Origin of the sequence: Aequorivita marisscotiae, assembly GCF_029814825.1 — a bacterium.
Taxonomy (GTDB): Bacteria; Bacteroidota; Bacteroidia; order Flavobacteriales; family Flavobacteriaceae; genus Aequorivita; species Aequorivita marisscotiae.
Genome location: NZ_CP122379.1, coordinates 2,399,774 through 2,418,103 on the forward strand (window position 1 = coordinate 2,399,774; position 18,330 = coordinate 2,418,103).

The following is an 18,330-nucleotide window of genomic DNA, read 5'->3' on the forward strand; positions in this document are numbered from 1 at the left end:
GAATTAATTCGGGCTTTTTTGTGGCTAACTGTTTTGTGTCAATCTCTATCAAGGTTATAAGATTGCATCAACGCAATTTGATGTTCTTTAAGGCATTTTTCTTGATATTTAAGATATTCACTAATATTTTGCAGCTTTTTAAGGGCTTTAAACCTGCCATTCCAATGATATCCATCATAATTTTTGGTTGCTTTTTTCAATAAGTAATGAATTTGTCCAATGTGGATAAATGGAATGACGGAACCAACCAGTCGTGGTTTGAAATATTGACCTGTGAACAAAATGTTGCAAATCCAGTAAAGCTGCTCATTTTCTTCCTTTGAATTTGCAAAGACTACAAATGAATTTGAAACTGGTCCATAACTTGGTCTGCCAGTGTTGTTTCCTTTATTAAGGATGAAGAAGTGTGGAGTTTTGTAATGTGCTCCGGGTCTGTGGGTTTTGATTTTGAAAGTTTTCATAAAACATCATTTTTAAAGATTAAACTTTCTTTGTTTCGCTTCGCTCCACCAATATTTTTTTCGGAAAATGGAAAAGAAAAAAGAAAAAAAGAAAGCTGTATCTCAGTGGGTGCGCCGAAGCTGTCAAGGTTTTTGGAAAAAATACTACCCGCTTTAGTAGTACGCAGTAGTCAGTGAGCAGTATTCAGTTTATATGACGGGTTATGAAAATATAGGGATCTAGGGTGGAGATTTTTTTCAAAACCCGGAGGGCTTGACCTTTACAGCTTCGATAAGCGTGCCTACTACCTTTGCTTCCTTTTTTTATTTTTTGAAAATATTATCAGTTATCAGTTATCAGTTATCAGTTATCGGTTATCGGTTATCGGTTATCGGTTATCGGTTATCGGTTCTCGGTTATCGGTTCACGGTTCTCGGTTCTCGGTTGTCTGTTGACTGGAGTTGTTTCTTGGCTGTGTATTGTTGGTTGTTTGTAGCTTATTTTTAACGGAATTCGGGACAACTCGCGCAGGAATAGGTGATGTTTGTTGAGGGAAAGAAGGACTTTGATAGGGAAGGGTGCAGGGTTTTTGGGGCTGTAGGATTTTTAAAGTGCTCTGCAGCCACTGTATAGGTTTTACAATTAGGGTTCTTTAGACACAAGAGATTGCTTATAAATTTTGAATTAGTTGTTATGGAGGTTGCGGGGCGCTTTCTTTTGAAGACGGAATATGATAGCACCGGAAACCCTGCACTCTTCCTTGAGGGGCGTGGAAGGCTGGTATTTTAAGGTTTTAGGTATGAGGGATTTGGGGATTAGTAGGGATGTTTTTTTAATAACGCTGAATACCTGCCTGGAGTGCCCTCATTTGATTGTACCAGCACCTATTCCTGCAACCGCTAAATGGGGTGGGTGGGCTTTGCAATGAATGTTTCCTCCTACGCTGAAGCTTGTGAGGACGTGGATCTTTCTTCACTGAAGTTTCGGAGGGCGGCTTTTAATGAAAAATATTTTTGAAAAGATAATTTAATAGCCGAATGTGAGCGGCTGGGGGAGGAGGAATTTGACTGAAAGACAATTTTTATGGAGGTGTGAAAACTTGGTTGTGGGACGGATGTGAGCGGCTTGGGCTATTTTACATAATGGCGTTATAGAACCACCGCAGCAGGATTTTGTTTTTTTATCTTATTTCTTACGGTTGCTTCTATAACAGACCATTATGTAACATAGCCCTGGGGTGGTTTTCTCTGGCGGACTTTTTGTTTTTTGGATAATGAACTAATTGCTAGCTAATTTCCAGAGAAGACGCACCCCTTACGAGGGTACCTTATGAAGACGGATTTGTGGCTCTTTGCTTTTTTGTTTTCTCTATTACTTAAATATACTCGTTAAACAAAAAAGCAATGTGCCACGCTTAATTATGACGGGTTTTCAAAAAGTGTGACAGAGAAAACCACCCTTGATCTGTTGCTTTAAATGGACCTACAATTGTTCTGAAGAGAATAACAATAATTTGAGATTTTATTGTTTTATATTTAATTAGCTTGACTGGCAATGGTTATATAAAAATGAGAACAATTTTATTAATCATACTTTACATAACAATTTATTTAGTTATGAGCTAAATGCAAAAAACATTAAAAAACATTAAACCGACTTTCACCTAATAACCATGGTAAAACTCATTTAGATTACGGCTTAAAATTTAATAACGGCACTTTCCGAAAAGATAACTTCCGCTATTAAAGGTGGTTAGAGGATCTATAGCATTTCTTAAGGAGAACCTAGTTTTAAGTTATTTCAATTTTTGTTTAAAATATATGAGTTAAAAGGAGCCTGAATACATAATTATATTAAGACTAGCGTAACAATTTTATTGATCGTAAAACTTATGGTTATAAAATTTTTGCGCTATTATGAAAATGTATGGATTAACAATTATATGTTTTATGTTGTTTCAAACATCTCTGTCCCAAGAATTAGAAGTTGGTGATTCCTTGATAAAAAAAGGAATCTTTTATCTTGAAGTGGGGGATCACGAAAAATCACTGAAAATATTGGATGAAGCGCTTTTGTTAGCAAGTGAAAATGGGTGGACAAAGGTGAAATTTCTTGCTTTGAATAATATTGGAGTTAACTACTATAATTTATTGAATTATGGGGATGCACTGGAATTTTATTCGCGGGCATATAAAATAGCTTTAGCGCAGTTGGATTTCAATTATGAAATGATTGTGCTTAACAATATAGCCTTGCTTTATTTGAGCGATGGAGAATATACAAAAGCCGCCGAATATGAAGAACGGGCCTTTAAGATTGCATCTGATAGGAAGAATAAAAAGAAAGTTGCACTATATGGAACAAATTTGGGCCTTATCTATAACAAACTCGGAAAGCTTAAGCAAGCGCGAAAGTTGTTGGACTCTATAGAGAATATAAATATTGACGATACTACAATAAAAATGGTAGCAAAAATCGGCTTGGCGGAGATTTATTTCTTAGAAGGAAATTTTATTTCTTCGATTGATTATTTGAAAATGTTACTTAAAACTATTGGAGAAGGGGAAGGTTTTAAAGCGGAAAAAAATTCCATTTATATCCTACTATTAAAGAACTATTTCAACCTCCAAAAATATCCTTATTCTATACAATATGCTGAATTGGCCGTAGCTACCGAGAGATTACGAGAGTATGAGTGGGTATTATCGAATGATTAAGGAGTAACATATTATATGCTAGAGAATTCCTACGATTCTTACATATTTAATATAAAATGGATTTATAATTATGGGCGTATGCCCTAAATAGATTTATTTAACCTCACCCTCATCACTAGTTGAAGAGAACTAAAGAATATCCTTCAAAATTTTAAGATTGTTAAAGTGCTTAAAATTATCTAATTTGGAAACCTTACCAATAAATACCTAAATCGCTGAATGACAAATCAAGAGCTTAAAAAACTGAATGAGAATTTATGGAGTGCTGCAACAAAAATGCGTGCAGATTCAGATTTAAAACTCAATGAGATAGATACTCCTCTCCTAGGACTGATTTTCTTAAAGTTTGCAGACAATAAATACTCTCTTATTGAGAGTGAAATAGAAGCAGAACTAAAAGCTCAAGAGGATAGTAGACGGCAACGGCCCGTTCACGAAATAGCAATAGAAAAGTGTGGTTTTTACCTTCCTAGAAAAGCACGGTACAACTATCTATTAAACTTGCCTGAAGAAGAAGACATTGCCAAAGCAATAAAAGAGGCAATGGATGAGATTGAAAGTTATAAACCAGAGCTTAAAGATGTCCTTCCGCAAGATGAATATTTTGCTCTTTCTAGAATTGACAGTTCCTTATTAAAAACACTGCTTAAAAACTTTTCTGACATTCCCGTTACTGCATCTGGAGATATATTTGGAAAAATCTATGAGTTTTTCTTGGGCAAGTTTGCAATGTCTGAGGGACAGGGCGGCGGTGAATTTTACACACCCACTTCGGTAGTAAAATATATGGTTGAGGTGTTAGAGCCTTATGAGGGAACAGTGTTTGATCCGGCGTGTGGTTCTGGGGGAATGTTTGTGCAATGCTCTAATTTTGTGGATAGAAGAAAAAACGGCCAAGCAAGTGGAGGAGAGAAGAACCTGTTTGTATATGGCGCAGAAAAGACTTTAGCAACTGTTAAGCTCGCTAAAATGAATATCGTAGTTAATGGTTTGCGGGGTGATATAAAGCAAGCCAACGCCTACTATGAAGATGCCCACGACTCTTTTGGAAGGTTTGATTACGTAATGGCCAATCCTCCATTTAATGTGAAGGATGTAAACTATGATCGAATTAAGGATGATAAGCGGTTTAATACTTACGGCATACCACAAAATAAATCGGCCAAAGCAAAGAAAACCAAGGATGGGGACGTAAACTTTGTGCCTAACGGAAATTATCTCTGGATAAATCTTTTTGCTACTTCTTTAAAGCCAAACGGAAAAGCTGCTTTGGTTATGGCAAATTCGGCTTCTGATGCCAGACATTCGGAAAGAGATATTAGAGAGACTTTGGTTAAAAAGGGGTTGATTTCCCAAATGGTTACAATGTCATCTAATATGTTTTCTACTGTTACACTTCCAGCTTCATTGTGGTTTTTTGACAAATCCAAGGAGGTATTGGATTTCGAAACTGAAAAAGAAAATATCAAAATCCTTTTTATCGATGCTCGCAATGTTTACCGGCAAGTAGACAGAGCACATAGGGAATTTACTCAAGAGCAAATCTGGAATTTAGGGGTTATCAGTCGCTTATATGAAGGCCAAGAAAACAGATTTATTGAACTTGTTGATTTGTACTTGAAAAATGTCAATGATCTTTTACCAAACTGCTTGAGCAGTTTTCAAACTGTTATTGATTCTTATAACACATTTTTTAGTTCATTTAAGAAGTGGTTTGAAAGCAAGGAGTTTAGTAAGGAGGAAGCTCTTCACGATGAATTTGAAGGACTGTTGGATTTTTTCACTTCAGAAGGATTACCTAAAAATCATTTTGTTCAACAATACGAAAGGGTATTTACAGCTCTTAATACTTATTTTGAAAAAGGATTGTCAACTAACAAATTACAGAGCGAGGTTGAGTTAGTTTTGAAAGATTTTGAAGAAGAAAAACGCACTGTAAAAAAAGCAATTGAAAAGGCATTTCGAGCTTTAGAGAAAAATTATAAAATTGCAGATAAGGATTTTAAAGAGAAAGATGATAAACTCTGGAAAAAGATTGAAAACTTTAGAAACCTCACTACCAGCTTAGAAAGGTTTATTGAGCACACGAACGAGCGTATAAATTCAGAACCCGTTTTTACAGAAGACACGGAAGGTAAGTCTGCTATTTATTTTATCAAACAAATCCAATGGTTGCAAGAACGTTTTCCAGAGGGGAAATATGAAGATGTAATTGGGCTTTGTAAGGTCGCAAATTATGAAGAAGTTAAAGAACAGGATTTCTCTCTTAATACTGGTCGTTATGTAGGAGTAGTTATTGAAGAGGATGGGATGACAGAGGAAGAGTTTGTTGAAGAAATGATTCGACTGAACACTGAACTCAATGTGGAAAGTGTAACTTCCTTAGAGTTGTTAAGTACGATAAATAAAAACCTGGATAATTTAACTGATGCTTATGAGGTATAATGACCAATTTAAAAAGTTAGATGATGTTGGATTTATAGGGAGAGGAAAATCCAAACACCGACCTAGGAATGATGAGAGTTTGTATGGCGGGAATTATCCATTTGTTCAAACTGGTGATGTTAGAAAAGCGGAATACTATTTAACAGAATACTCCCAGACTTATAACGATAAAGGACTTGCCCAGAGTAAATTATGGAACGAGGGTACCCTTTGTATCACTATAGCAGCTAATATAGCTGAAACAGCTGTGTTAGGAATAAAAGCCTGTTTTCCAGATAGTATAATTGGTTTTATTCCAGATGAAGAGAAAGCAGATGTAAGGTTTATAAAATACTGTCTTGAAACGTATAAGATTCAAATGCAATCTATCTCGCAAGGTGCTACACAGGACAATTTAAGCCTTGAAAAACTTCGCTCTATTAATTTTTCAATTCCAGAGCTTAAAATACAGCAGGACATTGCCGAAGTTCTATATTCTTATGATAAACTAATTGAAAATAACACCAAACGCATATCCATTCACGAACAAATGGCAGAGCAGCTTTATAAAGAATGGTTTGTTAGAATGCGTTTTCCTGGTTATGAAAAAGCAAAGTTTGTTAAGGGGATTCCTGAAGGATGGTTTTTGAAGAAAGCAAAAAGTATTTTCAATATAAATATAGGTAAAACACCACCTAGAAGTCAACCTAAATGGTTTACTAATAATGGTCAAGGGACTAAATGGGTTTCCATTAGTGATCTTAGTAAATCATCGTTATTTGTGTATTCAACTAATGAAGAAATTACAAGTGAAGGTGTTGCGAGACTCAATATGAGAAAAGCAAAGAGGAATACTGTTATTTTAAGCTTTAAGCTTTCTGTTGGAAAGGTTGCTATAACTGCGTGTGATATGGTTACCAATGAGGCTATAGCACATTTTAATAAATCGAAAGACTATGGTTATGTCAATAAGGAATACACCTATTTGTATCTTAAAAATTTCGCCTATGCTGAATTAGGAAACACTTCTTCCATAGGAATTGCGTTGAACTCAAAGATTATTAAAGATATGCCCTTTGTAATTCCAGCAAGAGAATTGTTAGAGGATTTTGAAAGAATTGTATTGCCGTTATTTAATAATATCGATCAACTCAATTTGCAAAACAACAATCTTCGAAAAACAAGAGATCTATTGCTTCCGCGTTTAATCAGTGGCAAACTTCAAATTAATACCGAAAGTAAAAAGTTAAACCAAGAAGCAAATACCTAATGGCAAAAGAAATTCGATTGTTCAATGATTATCATACCAAGGAAAACATTCTTTCCAATCATTGTGGTGTAATGTTGAAAATGCTATATGAGGAAAATCCCAAGAGTTTTGAGGAGGTGATTTCTGTATTGTCGGGATTGGATTTTGCAGTTACGCCATCCTTTGAACAACAGATTAAAAAGAGTAACAGCTATCCAGACATTGTGATAGAGCAACCTTCATTTGCGATATTTTTTGAAACTAAAAGAACCAATTGGTTTCACGATCCTCAAATAGAGAGACATTTAAAAAGTCTTCATAAAAACAGAGATCACAATATTCTATTTCTCCTTTCCAACTTTGAAGAAGATAGGCCGGAAGAAATTTTTAAAATGCAAATTGCAGATGCTTATGAGAAGTATGACATTCATATTGTACCCATTACTTTTGAGCAATTGGTTGAAACTTTAGAGACCACTGAGCATTCTGATAATTATAATCGATATTTGGATGAGTTTCGAGATTTCCTCGATCGGAATAATTACTTGCCTACTTGGAAGTATATGCTTGACGTAGTTAACTGTGCGAGTACAATTAATGAAGTCCACGATTATAATGTATATATGTGTCCAGCTACGGGTGGTAAGTATAAGCACCGACGCGGGAAGTATTTTGGGGGGTATAAGCAGAAAAATGTAAAATATATTCACGAAATAAAGGCTTTGGTTATTGCCGAGGAAGGTGGGGAAAATGCAGTGGTGGAATGGAACAACTTTAATTTTGATGAAAAGGAACTTATTACAGAGGCTTTGGAAAAAGTCAATTTACTACGAAAGGAAGAGGTTATGAATCGAAATATGCAGGTTTTTTTATTACAAAACCCTGCTGAGGTTAATTTTAGAAAGGACTCTGATGGTGGGTTATATTCGAGTAAGAAATACTTTAAAAATATCGCACAGAAATTTCCTTCTGAAAGCTCAAAAGAATTAGCTGAACAGCTACAGGGAAAAACTTGGGAAGAGGTTGAGAAGATGATTTGATAAACAATGGATATTAGAGTGGATTAGTATGAGAAATTTTTTATCTGAAGATGACATAGAAATTGCAGTAATGCAAACATTGGGAAATCAAGATTCGCCTTGGCGCCAGCTTAATTGCTATACTGCCAATGCGGAAGATCTTAATGATAGGTCCAATCGATCAGATAAAAGTGAGGTGGTTTTTAGGGATATACTATTGGACCGCTTACGCTATCTTAATAAAGGTATTCCGGAAGAAGGCATCCAACAAGCTCTGTCTGTGCTCACAAGCGGGAAACGGGCGATGAGTTTGATTAATGCGAATATTGAAATATACAACTACATACGAAACGGGATTCAAGTAACTTTCGATAATGCCACGGGAAAAGAGGAGAAGGTCACATTAAGAGTAATCGATTTCAACAAATCTTCAGAAAACGATTTCTTGGCTGTACAGCAACTTTGGATAAAAGGAGAGTTAGGATACAGAAGACCAGATGTTATTCTATATATCAACGGTCTGCCTTTGGTTCTTATAGAGCTTAAAAACAATAATGTTTCTATTAAAAATGCCTATTCAGATAACCTTACCAATTATAAAAAAGAGTTGCCACAACTTTTTTGGTACAATGCGATCACGATATTATCTAATGGAAAAGAAACCCGGCTAGGATCTTACACAGCTCCTTGGGGGCATTTTGGCGAATGGTTACGGAAAGAAGATGAGAAGGAGCGCCCAGACAAGAAGAGTATAGCTCAGAGCGGTGTAAGTTTAAAATACACGGTAAACGGATTGTGTACCCATTCAAACCTTTTGGATTACATAGAAAGTTTTATAATGTATTTTAATTCAGCCTATAAAATTTGTGCTAAAAACCACCAATTTTTAGGGGTGAATAAGGTGATAGATTCTTTTACCGAAAGGGAAGAGCGGGATGGGAAATTAGGCGTTTTCTGGCATACACAAGGAAGTGGAAAATCTTATTCGATGGTTTTCTTTACCCGTAAGGTGTTTCGGAAATTCACAGGGAATTTCACGTTTTTGGTTATTACCGATCGCAAGGATCTAAACACTCAGATTTACAGAAATTTTGTTGATATGGGAGCGTGTAAAGAAGCAGATACTTCCTTGCCAAATAATAGCACCGAATTACGTGACGTATTAAAAACGAATAAGAAATATATTTTCACTCTAATCCATAAGTTCAGATATGACAAGGGAAAAGAATATCCCTTAATATCTGATAGGAATGATATAGTAGTTATTGTAGATGAAGCTCACCGCACTCAATACGCTTCATTGGCGGAGAATATGCGAATAGGATTGCCCAATGCTCAATTTATCGCTTTTACAGGTACGCCTTTATTAGGAAAAGAACGGAAAACAAACGCTTGGTTTGGGGAATATGTTTCCGAATACAATTTTGCCCAGGCTATTAGTGATGGAGCCACGGTACCTCTATACTATGATAAGAGACTACCGGAAGTGCATATAGTGAATGACGATCTCGACGAAGATTTGGCGGAAATATTGGAGGACGAAAACCTGGATGAGCAACAACAACAAAAACTTGAAAATAAGTTCTCTAAAGAGATGGAGGTCATTAAGAGAGATGACCGTTTAGAAACTATTGCTCACGATATTGCCTATCATTTTCCGAGAAGAGGGTATTTAGGGAAAGGAATGGTGATTTGTGTAGATAAGTTTACTGCTGTTAGAATGTATGACAAAGTGGACAAGCATATCAAGGAACAGTTAAAAAGACTTAGAAAAGAGCATAAGGATGCTTTATCCAATGAAATGAAACAGGAACTAAGGAAGGTAATCGACTTCTTGAATAGACTTGAAATGGCGGTGGTTATCAGTGAAGATGCAAATGAGAATGAAGTCTTTGATGATAAAGGATTGAATATTCAGTTTCATAGGGACAAATTAAATTCTCTAGACGAGCACCAAAACAGTGTAGAGGACAATTTTAAAAATGAAAATCATCCATTACAATTAGTTTTTGTGTGCGCAATGTGGCTAACTGGATTTGATGCACCCACTGTTTCGACACTTTACTTGGATAAACCAATGCGGAACCATACGCTTATGCAAACCATAGCACGAGCGAATCGAGTAGCGCCACCGATGAATGGAGTAGAGAAGCGAAATGGGTTGGTAGTGGACTATTACAACGTATTTCGGAATATAAAAAGGGCACTTGTTGATTACGGAAATGGAGAGGATGCAGATGGGGACCAAAATCCAGAAGGAGAGGATCCTGTACAGGATTTCGCACAGCTTTATGTATTGTTAGATGAAACCATAGCACTATGTGAAAGCTTTTGTTTGTCGCAAGGCATAAATTTGCGAACCATTGTTGAGATCGGAGAGACATTCTCTAAATTAGAATTGTTTGATGACTTCGCGAATATTTTGTTGGGCAATGATGATTTAAGAAAGGAGTTCAATGTTTATGACAATACGATTGTAGGGCTTTATGAGGCCTGCCGACCAGACATTTTGAAATATCGCGCAAAATATGCTATTGTTGAGGTGATTCATTATTTGCGAGGCGTTATAGATTCCCATATTGGCTTTGCCAATATTGAAAGAGCTGAGGATAGGATTTCCGAGCTTTTGGATCAAAGTGTATTAATAAGCGAAGAAGCTAAAGGTTTGTATCCCTCAAATGAAGAAGGTGCAAAGTATCAAATCAAAGCTTATAAAAAGGAACTCAATTTATCGACGCTCAATTTTGAGAAGTTAAGAGAGGAGTTTCCAAAGACAAAACACAAGAATATTGAAATTGCAGATTTAAAGTCATTTTTAGAGAGTAAGCTTTTTGCTATGCTTGATGATAATGTAACTCGTATTCCTTTTGCGGAACGATTTCAAGCCATTATTGAACGATACAATGCAGGCGGTAGAATGACTGAGGATTATTTTGAAGACTTGATGAATTTCGCGGAGGATCTTAGAGCTGAAGAGGAAAGGGCTATTCGAATGGAACTCAGCGAGAGTGAATTGGAACTTTTTGATCTAATTCAGAAAAAGAAGTTGACTAAGAAGGAGGAGCAGGATGTCAAGAATGCCGCAAGGCAACTATTAAAGCGCTTGAAAGAAGAAAAACCTTCAGTGCTCATTCAAGACTGGTATAAGGATACGGTAACGCAGTTGAGGGTTAAAAGTGCTATAGAGGAACTTTTGGATACGGACTTGCCTAAGAGCTATGATAGAAAAGATTTTTCTAATGTTTGTAACAGGGTTTATAATCACGTTTTTTTACAAGCTTCGAAAGGGAAGGGATGGGTAGCGGCTTAGGTGAGGGTTGGAGTTTAAATTTTATTTTAACTTAGTGACTATGCTTCCCAAATTAGGCTTATTATTGTTTTATACTGCTTTGTAGGAATACAGTACTCATAAAAATCAATATCATCTTCCCAATCGTTAAGTTTAAACCAAGTGGATTTACTTATTAACTGTGCTTTTTCAGCCCCCTTGTATATAAAGTCATAATCGGCTTCTAGATACTCCATAGCTACAGAGTTTTCGGGTGGTGGAAGTTTTGTTATATCGGGTATCCAAACTTTTAAATCATTTGATTTTCGCCAATAGTGAATTTTGCCATTAGAAATAAATACCACAAAAACTGGTACAATATCTAGAGTTAAAAGCCTGAAAATAACAGAGGTTATACTTGTTTTAAATCTGGTGCTAATATCTTTTATTAATTGTGGACTAAAGGGTTTATTGATAATATACTTTCGAAATGCGTTTTCCGGCATTAATAGCTCACTAGCAAAGTCATTTGCTTCATACTCTTGGACTCCTTTTTGAGCTTGTTTTTCAATATTGAACCAATTAAGGGTCTTTGCATTATCGTTATGTAACTCTAGTTTTTTATGTAAGAAATGGTGACCTAATTCGTGAGCAGCCACAAATCTTTTTCGTTGCTCACTTATAAGAGATTTATTGACCTTTATTAAAGTTCTGAAATTTCCTCTTACAATTTTGCCATCAGAATTATGTAGGTCTTCTTCCTTGTAGATTATGTCAAAACCACTCATTAAATCTTCCATTGAAATATCGCTTATATCCTCACAACCGATTAAATCCAGGATTTCTTTGGCTTTATTACTTCCCTTCTGATTCACTCTCAATCATTTCAATTATTTCGATCAAATTATGATCTTTGATTATCTCTTTTATCCCTTCTTCATTGATTTCCTTCAGTTTACTGTATTGAAATTTAACCTTGTTCTGATTAATTAAATTATTTAAAAAAGCAATTGGTTTATCTAGGCCTTTGTTTAACGCATCTTGAAAATATTGCGTAGCAGTAAGTAATAATTCTTCCTGTTTTTCACGGTTAGCTTTTGCCCTTAATTTAAATTTTAATTGTTTGATAAATTTGTCTTGATAAGCATTTCGGGTATCTAAATCGACACCTGCTTCCGCAAGAGATTCTCTTACAGCCTCAATAGGATAAGACTGCTCAAAGTTCCTGATGCTATCTTTTATTGTTTTTTTAAGCTTATCCATTGTGTATCTAGTTTAATTGTTTTTCTTCTCAATCTTTTATAGATATTGTTGATTTCTTTTATGGGTAGACTCATATATTCCGCTACCTCTTTGGGGGTTTTAATACCGGCAGTCCAACATTCGAAAACTTCTATCTCCAAATTGTCCGAACCTTGCTCTTTCAGTGAAGATATCCACCTTTGAATATTAGTGTCGTCATCAATTTTGTCAAAGCTTTTATCGATAACACCTTGCTCTATATCCTCGGAATAATAAACGTCTGTTATATAGCTTTCTTCCGAATATTCAGAATCATCTTCCTCATTGTCGTCATCATCCGGTCTAACCTTACCTTTTTTGAAAAAATAATTCAGATCACTTCTTAAGGTTCCGAATATAAAATTTTCAAATGAACCCTTTCCCATATCCCATTTTCGAGTTCCATCACACGCTTTCATTAAAACAGTTTGACAGAAATCTTGGAATTGTAGACCGTTTTTATTTTGATCAGTCTTATCATAAAACCTTCCACGAACGTAATCCTCCATCTTATCTAAAAGATCTTTTAGATCAAGATTTTCAAGAGTTTCTAGTATTTGAGAAGTTGTTGCGATGGCCATTCAATGTAAATATGCTTAAAAAAACTAAAATTTTGCCATATGGTGGCAAAAAATATTAATAAAAGAGCATATAACATTAGTAACACTAAACTTTAATATATGGCAACAAATAAACCAACTGGAGACAATGCTCGAAAGGGAGCTGTAAAACAGAGGTCACAAGTACTCAATCCAAAGACTAACTTGTTTGTGAAAAGGGATAACGAAACAGGACGCTTTATGGATGTAAAGACAACTGGAGGAAAATTTAAAGGAGTTCGTAAGGAAAAATAAATATTATGATGATTACATTTCAAAATTCACCATCCCTATTTGCTGGTGACGTGCTAGTAGCGAAAAAACGAAAAGGGTTGGGCAGAATTCTTAACCATTATATCGTTTATGTTGGGTTCAACACTTTTGTGGGAAACCTATTTGATGGCGTTAAGATTTTGTCTGATCAAGAGCTAATGGAATTATTACAGGGATACGAACCAGTCAGTGTTCGAAGGTTTATGGATTCGTACCATCAGCGAAACGAAGCTGTAAATAGAGCATACTCAAAATTGGGAGAACGATATAGTCTTTTAAATTTCAACTGTGAACATTTTGCAAATTGGGTGCAGTTTGGAAAATGTGAAAGTGGTCAAGTGAAAACTGGATTTGCTCTTCTGGGAAGTATAATTTTATTGAAATTAATTTCTTCTGATGAGTAATGAATTAAAACGGTTTTTCTGGTATTGTAGCTTCTTTATAGGTGCATTGAGCTATCTCATATATAGGTATCTTTTTTTGGAATCTGCAACAGTACTCCATACGGAATTATTAGTACCCCTAGCTTTGGTTGCTATCACGACGTGCATCATTGGTGTTTATGAAACGATAAAGTGCCAAGGTAAATACTTCTGGATTGCAGTAAGGTGCTCACTGTTTATCCCAAATAAGAAAACCTATGTGTCCCTGAGTTACTTATTAAGGATAAAGATTCCTGGATCAGAAAGATATTTTCTAGTGAAAGGTTCAAAGGTTAATCAGTATCAGCCAGTTGGCGGGGTTTATAAACTAGTAGGCAATAAGGATATCTACAAGGAATGGGAAGCTCATCCTAAAGCAGATAAAAAGAATATTAAGGATTTGCGTTTTTTTGTTAAGGCCAAGCACATTCCCGATATAATAAGATGGTTTAAGTCGCGAAAGAATAGGGAGACTGGCGTTTGGAGGGAGTTTTATGAGGAAGTTTTGGAAACGGAAATTTTGACAAAAGAAAATTTCAAAACCATTCGCGCTGAATACCTGTACTCGCACGAGAATATCCTCAGTGAACAAAATAGATTCGAAGATGAGCAATATCACACTCTGATTTATGACATATTTCAGATTGAGCTAAATATGGATCAGGTACGGGAGTTAGAAGCATTATTCGCAAGGGGTACGTTTACGAACCAGTATGCATTTGTCACAAAAGATGAAATTGAAAAGGAATGCTTCTGGGATCACAAATTAAGAATAGGACAACACACTAAATTTATAATATAGATGAACTTTCAAGAATACTTATACAATCACGGCTTCCAAAGGGAAGATTTGCTCGCCAGGCTAGCGGAATCACTGGAGTTGGGCGAAACACGCTCCAAGAAAATGGAAACGGCCTATAATGCGATTTACGATGTTTTAAAAGCTGATTCTGTTTTTTTCTCGAAGGTGGATTTTGTTGTCTATCCGCAGGGATCGAAGGCTATCGGCACTACTACAAAACCTATTGGAAAAGATGAGTTTGATTTGGACATTGTAGTGCAGATTAGAGATTTCTATTATAATTATAGTTCATCAGAGATTTATAATCATTTAATTCGAGTGTTTACTGACAACGAGGTGTATCGGAATAAACTAGATCCAAAGAATCGTTGCGCTCGAATAAATTATGCTGGGGATTTTCATCTTGATGTTCTTCCCGGATGCATTATCGTCGAGAATGAAGATAGATTGAAAGTTCCAGATAGGGAGTTGGTGTCATGGACTTCTACATTTCCAAAGGGCTATTCCAGCTGGTTTTTAGATAGGGCTCGGGATGTGCGACAGCCTGTTTTGTTGAGAAAGGCCTTTAGTGACTTTGTTTCCTTAAATGAAGCTAAAGCAGAACAGGAAGATTTGCCCACTGAGAACATTTATTTAAAAGAACCATTGAAAAGAGCTGTTCAGCTCACAAAGCGTTATCGTGATATTTTTTTCAGTGAGAAGCCTAAGTATAGAACGTCAAGTATAATATTGACAACTATTTTTGCCCAGTTTTACCAAGGGGAAGCTTCAATTTATGAAACCATTGACAATGTTCTTAATCGTATTTTAGAGCATTATTCTGAATATCAACAACTTTTTGAAAACCGTGGTGTTTACAAAAGGATTAAGGTGTTTAATCCTGTAGACCCTGAGGAAGATTTTACCGATAAATGGGATAAGGATAAGGAGTATTATTTTCAATTTATCGCTTTTGTGAAAAGTTATAAAAAGAAATGGGAGCAGCTTAAAAAGGGAGATTTTGGAATTGCCGAAGAATTATTTGGGAGCACAAGAACCAAAACTATTTTGAAAGCGCAATTGGAGGACTTTGCTAGAGGAAAAACCGATACACTTGAAAAAGCAGGATTAACGATATTGACGGGAAACAATTATGTAGATACGCGAGGAAATATTACTGAGGACAGCGGTTACAAGAGCAAGCCGAATCGTAATTACGGTGGGACGGAATTAAAACTTAATCGAGGCATTCCTAGCGCCAACCCCAAGAACCATGTGGCTGCTTATATACAAAAACACCACATTGAACAAAACTTTCCGTGGTTATGGACTATGGTGAAGGATGGCAAATTATTGGGAAAAGGCAAGATAAAACCCGAGGGTTGTAAGAAGGAATATGAATTGTTGGTAGAATATGATATAAATAGAAGTGGTCGTAAAGAAAGAGTTTTTGTTCTCAATGATAGCCGAGTAAAATTTGGACAGACACCTCATTTATATCCAGGTAATAGTTTATGCCTATATTATCCCAAAGATCTACCTTTATACTTGGACTTAAACTTTGTGGATGTAATTCCATGGGTTTCAGAATGGTTGGTTATGTATGAGTTATGGAATAAATATGGAGTTTGGATGGCGGATGAAGTAAAACATTAGTCTTAAAAAAAAAATAGATTCTTGGCTGGGTGCAAGGAGAGATTTATTTTTTTATGAATTATGAAACAAATCAATAATTGGATTAACGACCTACTCCTTGTTTTGTTTCCTACTGATTCCGAAGAGAATGGGGAGGAGGATGAAACGGTAGCGGAAAAACCTATTGTGAATTTTGTGGTTTTGGTTTTATTAATAATTACAGTGGGGATGTTGATTTTATCGGCTAGCTGAATTCATTTGGTTTTGAGTCTGATTAGCTCCGTTCACAACTTTAGGTCTTCCAAATATTGCTTTAGCACGTGGGTATTCGCTAATTAATTTTAATCTATATGTTTCTTTTTTGCATTGTAAAGAAAATCGGATTTTCTTTACACGTTTTTTTAATACGTAAAGGAATTTGAGATTGGTTTACAGGAGGTTTGTTTGTTGATGGATGCTGGATGGTGGGTGGCGGGTTGAATTTTGAGTTATGATTGTGTTCATTATTATAGACTGTTCAGTGACAATGAACATTGAAATATAATGAACAGAAAAATTGGAGCGGGATATTAGTTTACGGAGGAAACATACTATTATCGGTATTCAGTGGCCCGGACTTCTGTGCATCCGGAAGTAAATTCGGAATATCCTCCCTTGGCCAGGTTCAATTACCTTTTCATTATTCAGTGATCAGTTGGCTTGTAGAGAGTATAAAAGTTGGCCCTGGATATATCCGTTTGCTTCGAGCTTGGTTCATCTCCTTCTTGTCTGCCGGTAGTGCTCATTCCTCCTGCTACTGAGGCTAACACCACATTTTGGAAGTGCCGAAATCTCTATAGAGATAGGTTATCTTGAGAGCTATCGCGGCGAAGTTCAAAACGTTGATCTACCCGTAATCGTGATGGGAAACTTTGGAAGAAATTGGATATGATATTAAATTTAGTTTAATAAACTAAATTTTTTATTGAATAATATTTTCAGTAGAATAAAAATATCGAGCTGTTACCCATTCTTTTTAAATTTTAAGCCAATCTTAAGAAATACCAAATCCAATCTTAATTAATAATTGCAACTTTTACTGGGTAAATGAATTGATGCTATCAAGTAGTTGGTTTATGGTCAAACCAGGTTTCAGGTCGAGAATTTGACGTTTTGATACGTATAAGGTGAAGTTTCAAACAAAAAAAGACATTTTATGTCAGAAAATAGGCGAATAAAACGTGCCAAAGGGAAAAGCAAGGTAGAGGCTGTAAAGTGCAGTATTACCAAGAAAGATAAAATAGTTTGGTTTATTATTCTAATCGCCATTATCATTTTAATCTGCTTTTTACTGTTCTTAATTTTCCTAAAGTACTTTATAGTTCTCTAGTCGAGGATTCACCGTGCATGTTGGTTAAATAAAAAGTAATATCTATAAATTTTCCAAAAGTGATTTTTGTCACATTACTAGCCAAAGCCCTGTTGTATATTTACGATAATAGCTATAAAATTTCAAGATGTCAGAATTAGCAGATGACTATTTAGACAATCATTACATACACCGCAGCAATTGGTTAAGGGCAGCGGTCCTTGGAGCAAACGACGGGATCCTCTCAACGGCAAGTCTCGCAATAGGTGTTGCCGCCGCAAGTGATTTTAGAGAGCCCGTTATATTGGCAACGGTAGCCGGATTGGTGGCCGGTGCTTTATCTATGGCCGCGGGAGAATATGTTTCTGTGAGTTCACAAACGGATATTGAAACAGCGGATATTGAGAGGGAAAGAAAAGAATTGGAGGAAATGCCCGAAATTGAATTGCAACGCCTCGCAGAAATTTATGAAAAAAGAGGGTTAAAGAAGCAAACCGCCCTGACCGTTGCCAAAGAACTCACGGAAAAGGACGCCCTCGCCGCCCACGTTCGGGATGAGCTGGGTATTAATGAAATTAGTCAGGCCAACCCCATACAAGCCGCCCTTGCCTCTGGAGCTGCCTTTACGGCAGGAGGCGTGCTCCCGTTGTTGGTAGCATTATTTCTGCCATTTGAACACTTGGAATATTACCTCTACGGTTCTGCCATTTTATTCCTAATTATTTTAGGAGGCTTAGCTGCCAAAACAGGAGGCTCCAGTATTAAAAGGGCTGTAATTAGAATAACTTTCTGGGGTACTGTCGCAATGGGATTGACAGCATTGGTGGGGTATTTGTTTAACGTGAATGTGGGATAAAAGACACACCGCGAGCC

General features: G+C 36.1%; 15 protein-coding genes. 11 read left to right on the forward strand and 4 right to left on the reverse strand.

Going from position 1 to position 18,330, the window contains the following annotated elements:
• Positions 1-38 precede the first annotated feature (38 nt).
• The gene (locus QCQ61_RS10845; RefSeq protein WP_237604278.1) at positions 39-461 is read right to left on the reverse strand and encodes a DUF6943 family protein; all 423 of its coding nucleotides are present in this window, start codon (positions 459-461) and stop codon (positions 39-41) included.
• A 1,896-nt stretch (positions 462-2,357) separates the two neighbouring features.
• Here QCQ61_RS10845 and QCQ61_RS10850 point away from each other — a divergent pair.
• The 5 genes from QCQ61_RS10850 (at position 2,358) to QCQ61_RS10870 (ending at position 11,160) form a co-directional block, all read left to right on the forward strand.
• Entirely contained in the window at positions 2,358-3,158 is an 801-nt protein-coding gene (locus QCQ61_RS10850; protein ID WP_279447674.1) for a tetratricopeptide repeat protein, read from the forward strand.
• Between the two features lie 219 nt (positions 3,159-3,377).
• Positions 3,378-5,603 (forward strand): type I restriction-modification system subunit M, encoded by a 2,226-nt coding sequence (locus QCQ61_RS10855; RefSeq protein WP_279447675.1) that lies wholly within the window; start codon positions 3,378-3,380, stop codon positions 5,601-5,603.
• Positions 5,593-6,852 carry a restriction endonuclease subunit S gene (locus QCQ61_RS10860; protein ID WP_204376462.1) on the forward strand — a complete coding sequence of 420 codons (1,260 nt, stop codon included), beginning with the start codon at positions 5,593-5,595 and terminating at the stop codon, positions 6,850-6,852. The genes QCQ61_RS10855 and QCQ61_RS10860 overlap by 11 nt, the downstream gene beginning before the upstream one ends.
• The gene (locus QCQ61_RS10865; RefSeq protein ID WP_062619148.1) at positions 6,852-7,871 is read left to right on the forward strand and encodes a hypothetical protein; all 1,020 of its coding nucleotides are present in this window, start codon (positions 6,852-6,854) and stop codon (positions 7,869-7,871) included. Before QCQ61_RS10860 ends, QCQ61_RS10865 begins: the two co-directional genes overlap by 1 nt.
• A gap of 28 nt (positions 7,872-7,899) precedes the next feature.
• On the forward strand, positions 7,900-11,160 hold the full coding sequence (locus QCQ61_RS10870; RefSeq protein WP_279447676.1) for a type I restriction endonuclease subunit R: 3,261 nt from the start codon (positions 7,900-7,902) through the stop codon (positions 11,158-11,160).
• Between the two features lie 38 nt (positions 11,161-11,198).
• Here the strand turns inward: QCQ61_RS10870 and QCQ61_RS10875 are convergent, their stop codons facing one another.
• From QCQ61_RS10875 to QCQ61_RS10885, 3 genes are read right to left on the reverse strand one after another with little or no spacing between them, the layout of a single operon-like run.
• Positions 11,199-11,993: an ImmA/IrrE family metallo-endopeptidase gene (locus QCQ61_RS10875; RefSeq protein ID WP_279447677.1), complete on the reverse strand. Its 795-nt coding sequence runs from the start codon at positions 11,991-11,993 to the stop codon at positions 11,199-11,201.
• Positions 11,974-12,381 (reverse strand): hypothetical protein, encoded by a 408-nt coding sequence (locus tag QCQ61_RS10880; protein ID WP_062619140.1) that lies wholly within the window; start codon positions 12,379-12,381, stop codon positions 11,974-11,976. Before QCQ61_RS10880 ends, QCQ61_RS10875 begins: the two co-directional genes overlap by 20 nt.
• A complete protein-coding gene (locus QCQ61_RS10885) occupies positions 12,357-12,980 on the reverse strand; it encodes a sigma-70 RNA polymerase sigma factor region 4 domain-containing protein (protein WP_062619138.1) in 624 nt (207 codons plus the stop codon). Before QCQ61_RS10885 ends, QCQ61_RS10880 begins: the two co-directional genes overlap by 25 nt.
• A 99-nt stretch (positions 12,981-13,079) precedes the next feature.
• Here QCQ61_RS10885 and QCQ61_RS10890 point away from each other — a divergent pair, with 99 nt between their 5' ends.
• The 6 genes from QCQ61_RS10890 to QCQ61_RS10915 all read left to right on the forward strand — a co-directional run bounded on the left by QCQ61_RS10890 (position 13,080) and on the right by QCQ61_RS10915 (position 18,313).
• On the forward strand, positions 13,080-13,253 hold the full coding sequence (locus QCQ61_RS10890; protein ID WP_193392780.1) for a hypothetical protein: 174 nt from the start codon (positions 13,080-13,082) through the stop codon (positions 13,251-13,253).
• 5 nt (positions 13,254-13,258) lie between these two features.
• Entirely contained in the window at positions 13,259-13,675 is a 417-nt protein-coding gene (locus tag QCQ61_RS10895) for a lecithin retinol acyltransferase family protein (RefSeq protein ID WP_279447678.1), read from the forward strand.
• Positions 13,668-14,495, forward strand: coding sequence for an SMODS-associated NUDIX domain-containing protein (locus QCQ61_RS10900; protein ID WP_279447679.1), 828 nt, complete (start codon positions 13,668-13,670; stop codon positions 14,493-14,495). The genes QCQ61_RS10895 and QCQ61_RS10900 overlap by 8 nt, the downstream gene beginning before the upstream one ends.
• Positions 14,496-16,130 carry a nucleotidyltransferase domain-containing protein gene (locus QCQ61_RS10905; RefSeq protein ID WP_279447680.1) on the forward strand — a complete coding sequence of 545 codons (1,635 nt, stop codon included), beginning with the start codon at positions 14,496-14,498 and terminating at the stop codon, positions 16,128-16,130. It abuts the gene before it with no gap.
• A gap of 60 nt (positions 16,131-16,190) precedes the next feature.
• The gene (locus QCQ61_RS10910) at positions 16,191-16,361 is read left to right on the forward strand and encodes a hypothetical protein (RefSeq protein ID WP_279447681.1); all 171 of its coding nucleotides are present in this window, start codon (positions 16,191-16,193) and stop codon (positions 16,359-16,361) included.
• Between the two features lie 1,244 nt (positions 16,362-17,605).
• The gene (locus QCQ61_RS10915; RefSeq protein ID WP_279447682.1) at positions 17,606-18,313 is read left to right on the forward strand and encodes a VIT1/CCC1 transporter family protein; all 708 of its coding nucleotides are present in this window, start codon (positions 17,606-17,608) and stop codon (positions 18,311-18,313) included.
• Positions 18,314-18,330: the final 17 nt, after the last annotated feature.

Excerpts from the sequence above, each read along its gene's own strand:
- QCQ61_RS10845 (WP_237604278.1), bottom strand. The coding sequence starts at position 461 with ATGAAAACTTTCAAAATCAAAACCCACAGACCCGGAGCACATTACAAA.
- QCQ61_RS10850 (WP_279447674.1), top strand. The coding sequence starts at position 2,358 with ATGAAAATGTATGGATTAACAATTATATGTTTTATGTTGTTTCAAACA.
- QCQ61_RS10855 (WP_279447675.1), top strand. The coding sequence starts at position 3,378 with ATGACAAATCAAGAGCTTAAAAAACTGAATGAGAATTTATGGAGTGCT.
- QCQ61_RS10860 (WP_204376462.1), top strand. The coding sequence starts at position 5,593 with ATGAGGTATAATGACCAATTTAAAAAGTTAGATGATGTTGGATTTATA.
- QCQ61_RS10865 (WP_062619148.1), top strand. The coding sequence starts at position 6,852 with ATGGCAAAAGAAATTCGATTGTTCAATGATTATCATACCAAGGAAAAC.
- QCQ61_RS10870 (WP_279447676.1), top strand. The coding sequence starts at position 7,900 with ATGAGAAATTTTTTATCTGAAGATGACATAGAAATTGCAGTAATGCAA.
- QCQ61_RS10880 (WP_062619140.1), bottom strand. The coding sequence starts at position 12,381 with ATGGATAAGCTTAAAAAAACAATAAAAGATAGCATCAGGAACTTTGAG.
- QCQ61_RS10885 (WP_062619138.1), bottom strand. The coding sequence starts at position 12,980 with ATGGCCATCGCAACAACTTCTCAAATACTAGAAACTCTTGAAAATCTT.
- QCQ61_RS10890 (WP_193392780.1), top strand. The coding sequence starts at position 13,080 with ATGGCAACAAATAAACCAACTGGAGACAATGCTCGAAAGGGAGCTGTA.
- QCQ61_RS10895 (WP_279447678.1), top strand. The coding sequence starts at position 13,259 with ATGATGATTACATTTCAAAATTCACCATCCCTATTTGCTGGTGACGTG.
- QCQ61_RS10900 (WP_279447679.1), top strand. The coding sequence starts at position 13,668 with ATGAGTAATGAATTAAAACGGTTTTTCTGGTATTGTAGCTTCTTTATA.
- QCQ61_RS10905 (WP_279447680.1), top strand. The coding sequence starts at position 14,496 with ATGAACTTTCAAGAATACTTATACAATCACGGCTTCCAAAGGGAAGAT.
- QCQ61_RS10910 (WP_279447681.1), top strand. The coding sequence starts at position 16,191 with ATGAAACAAATCAATAATTGGATTAACGACCTACTCCTTGTTTTGTTT.
- QCQ61_RS10915 (WP_279447682.1), top strand. The coding sequence starts at position 17,606 with ATGTCAGAATTAGCAGATGACTATTTAGACAATCATTACATACACCGC.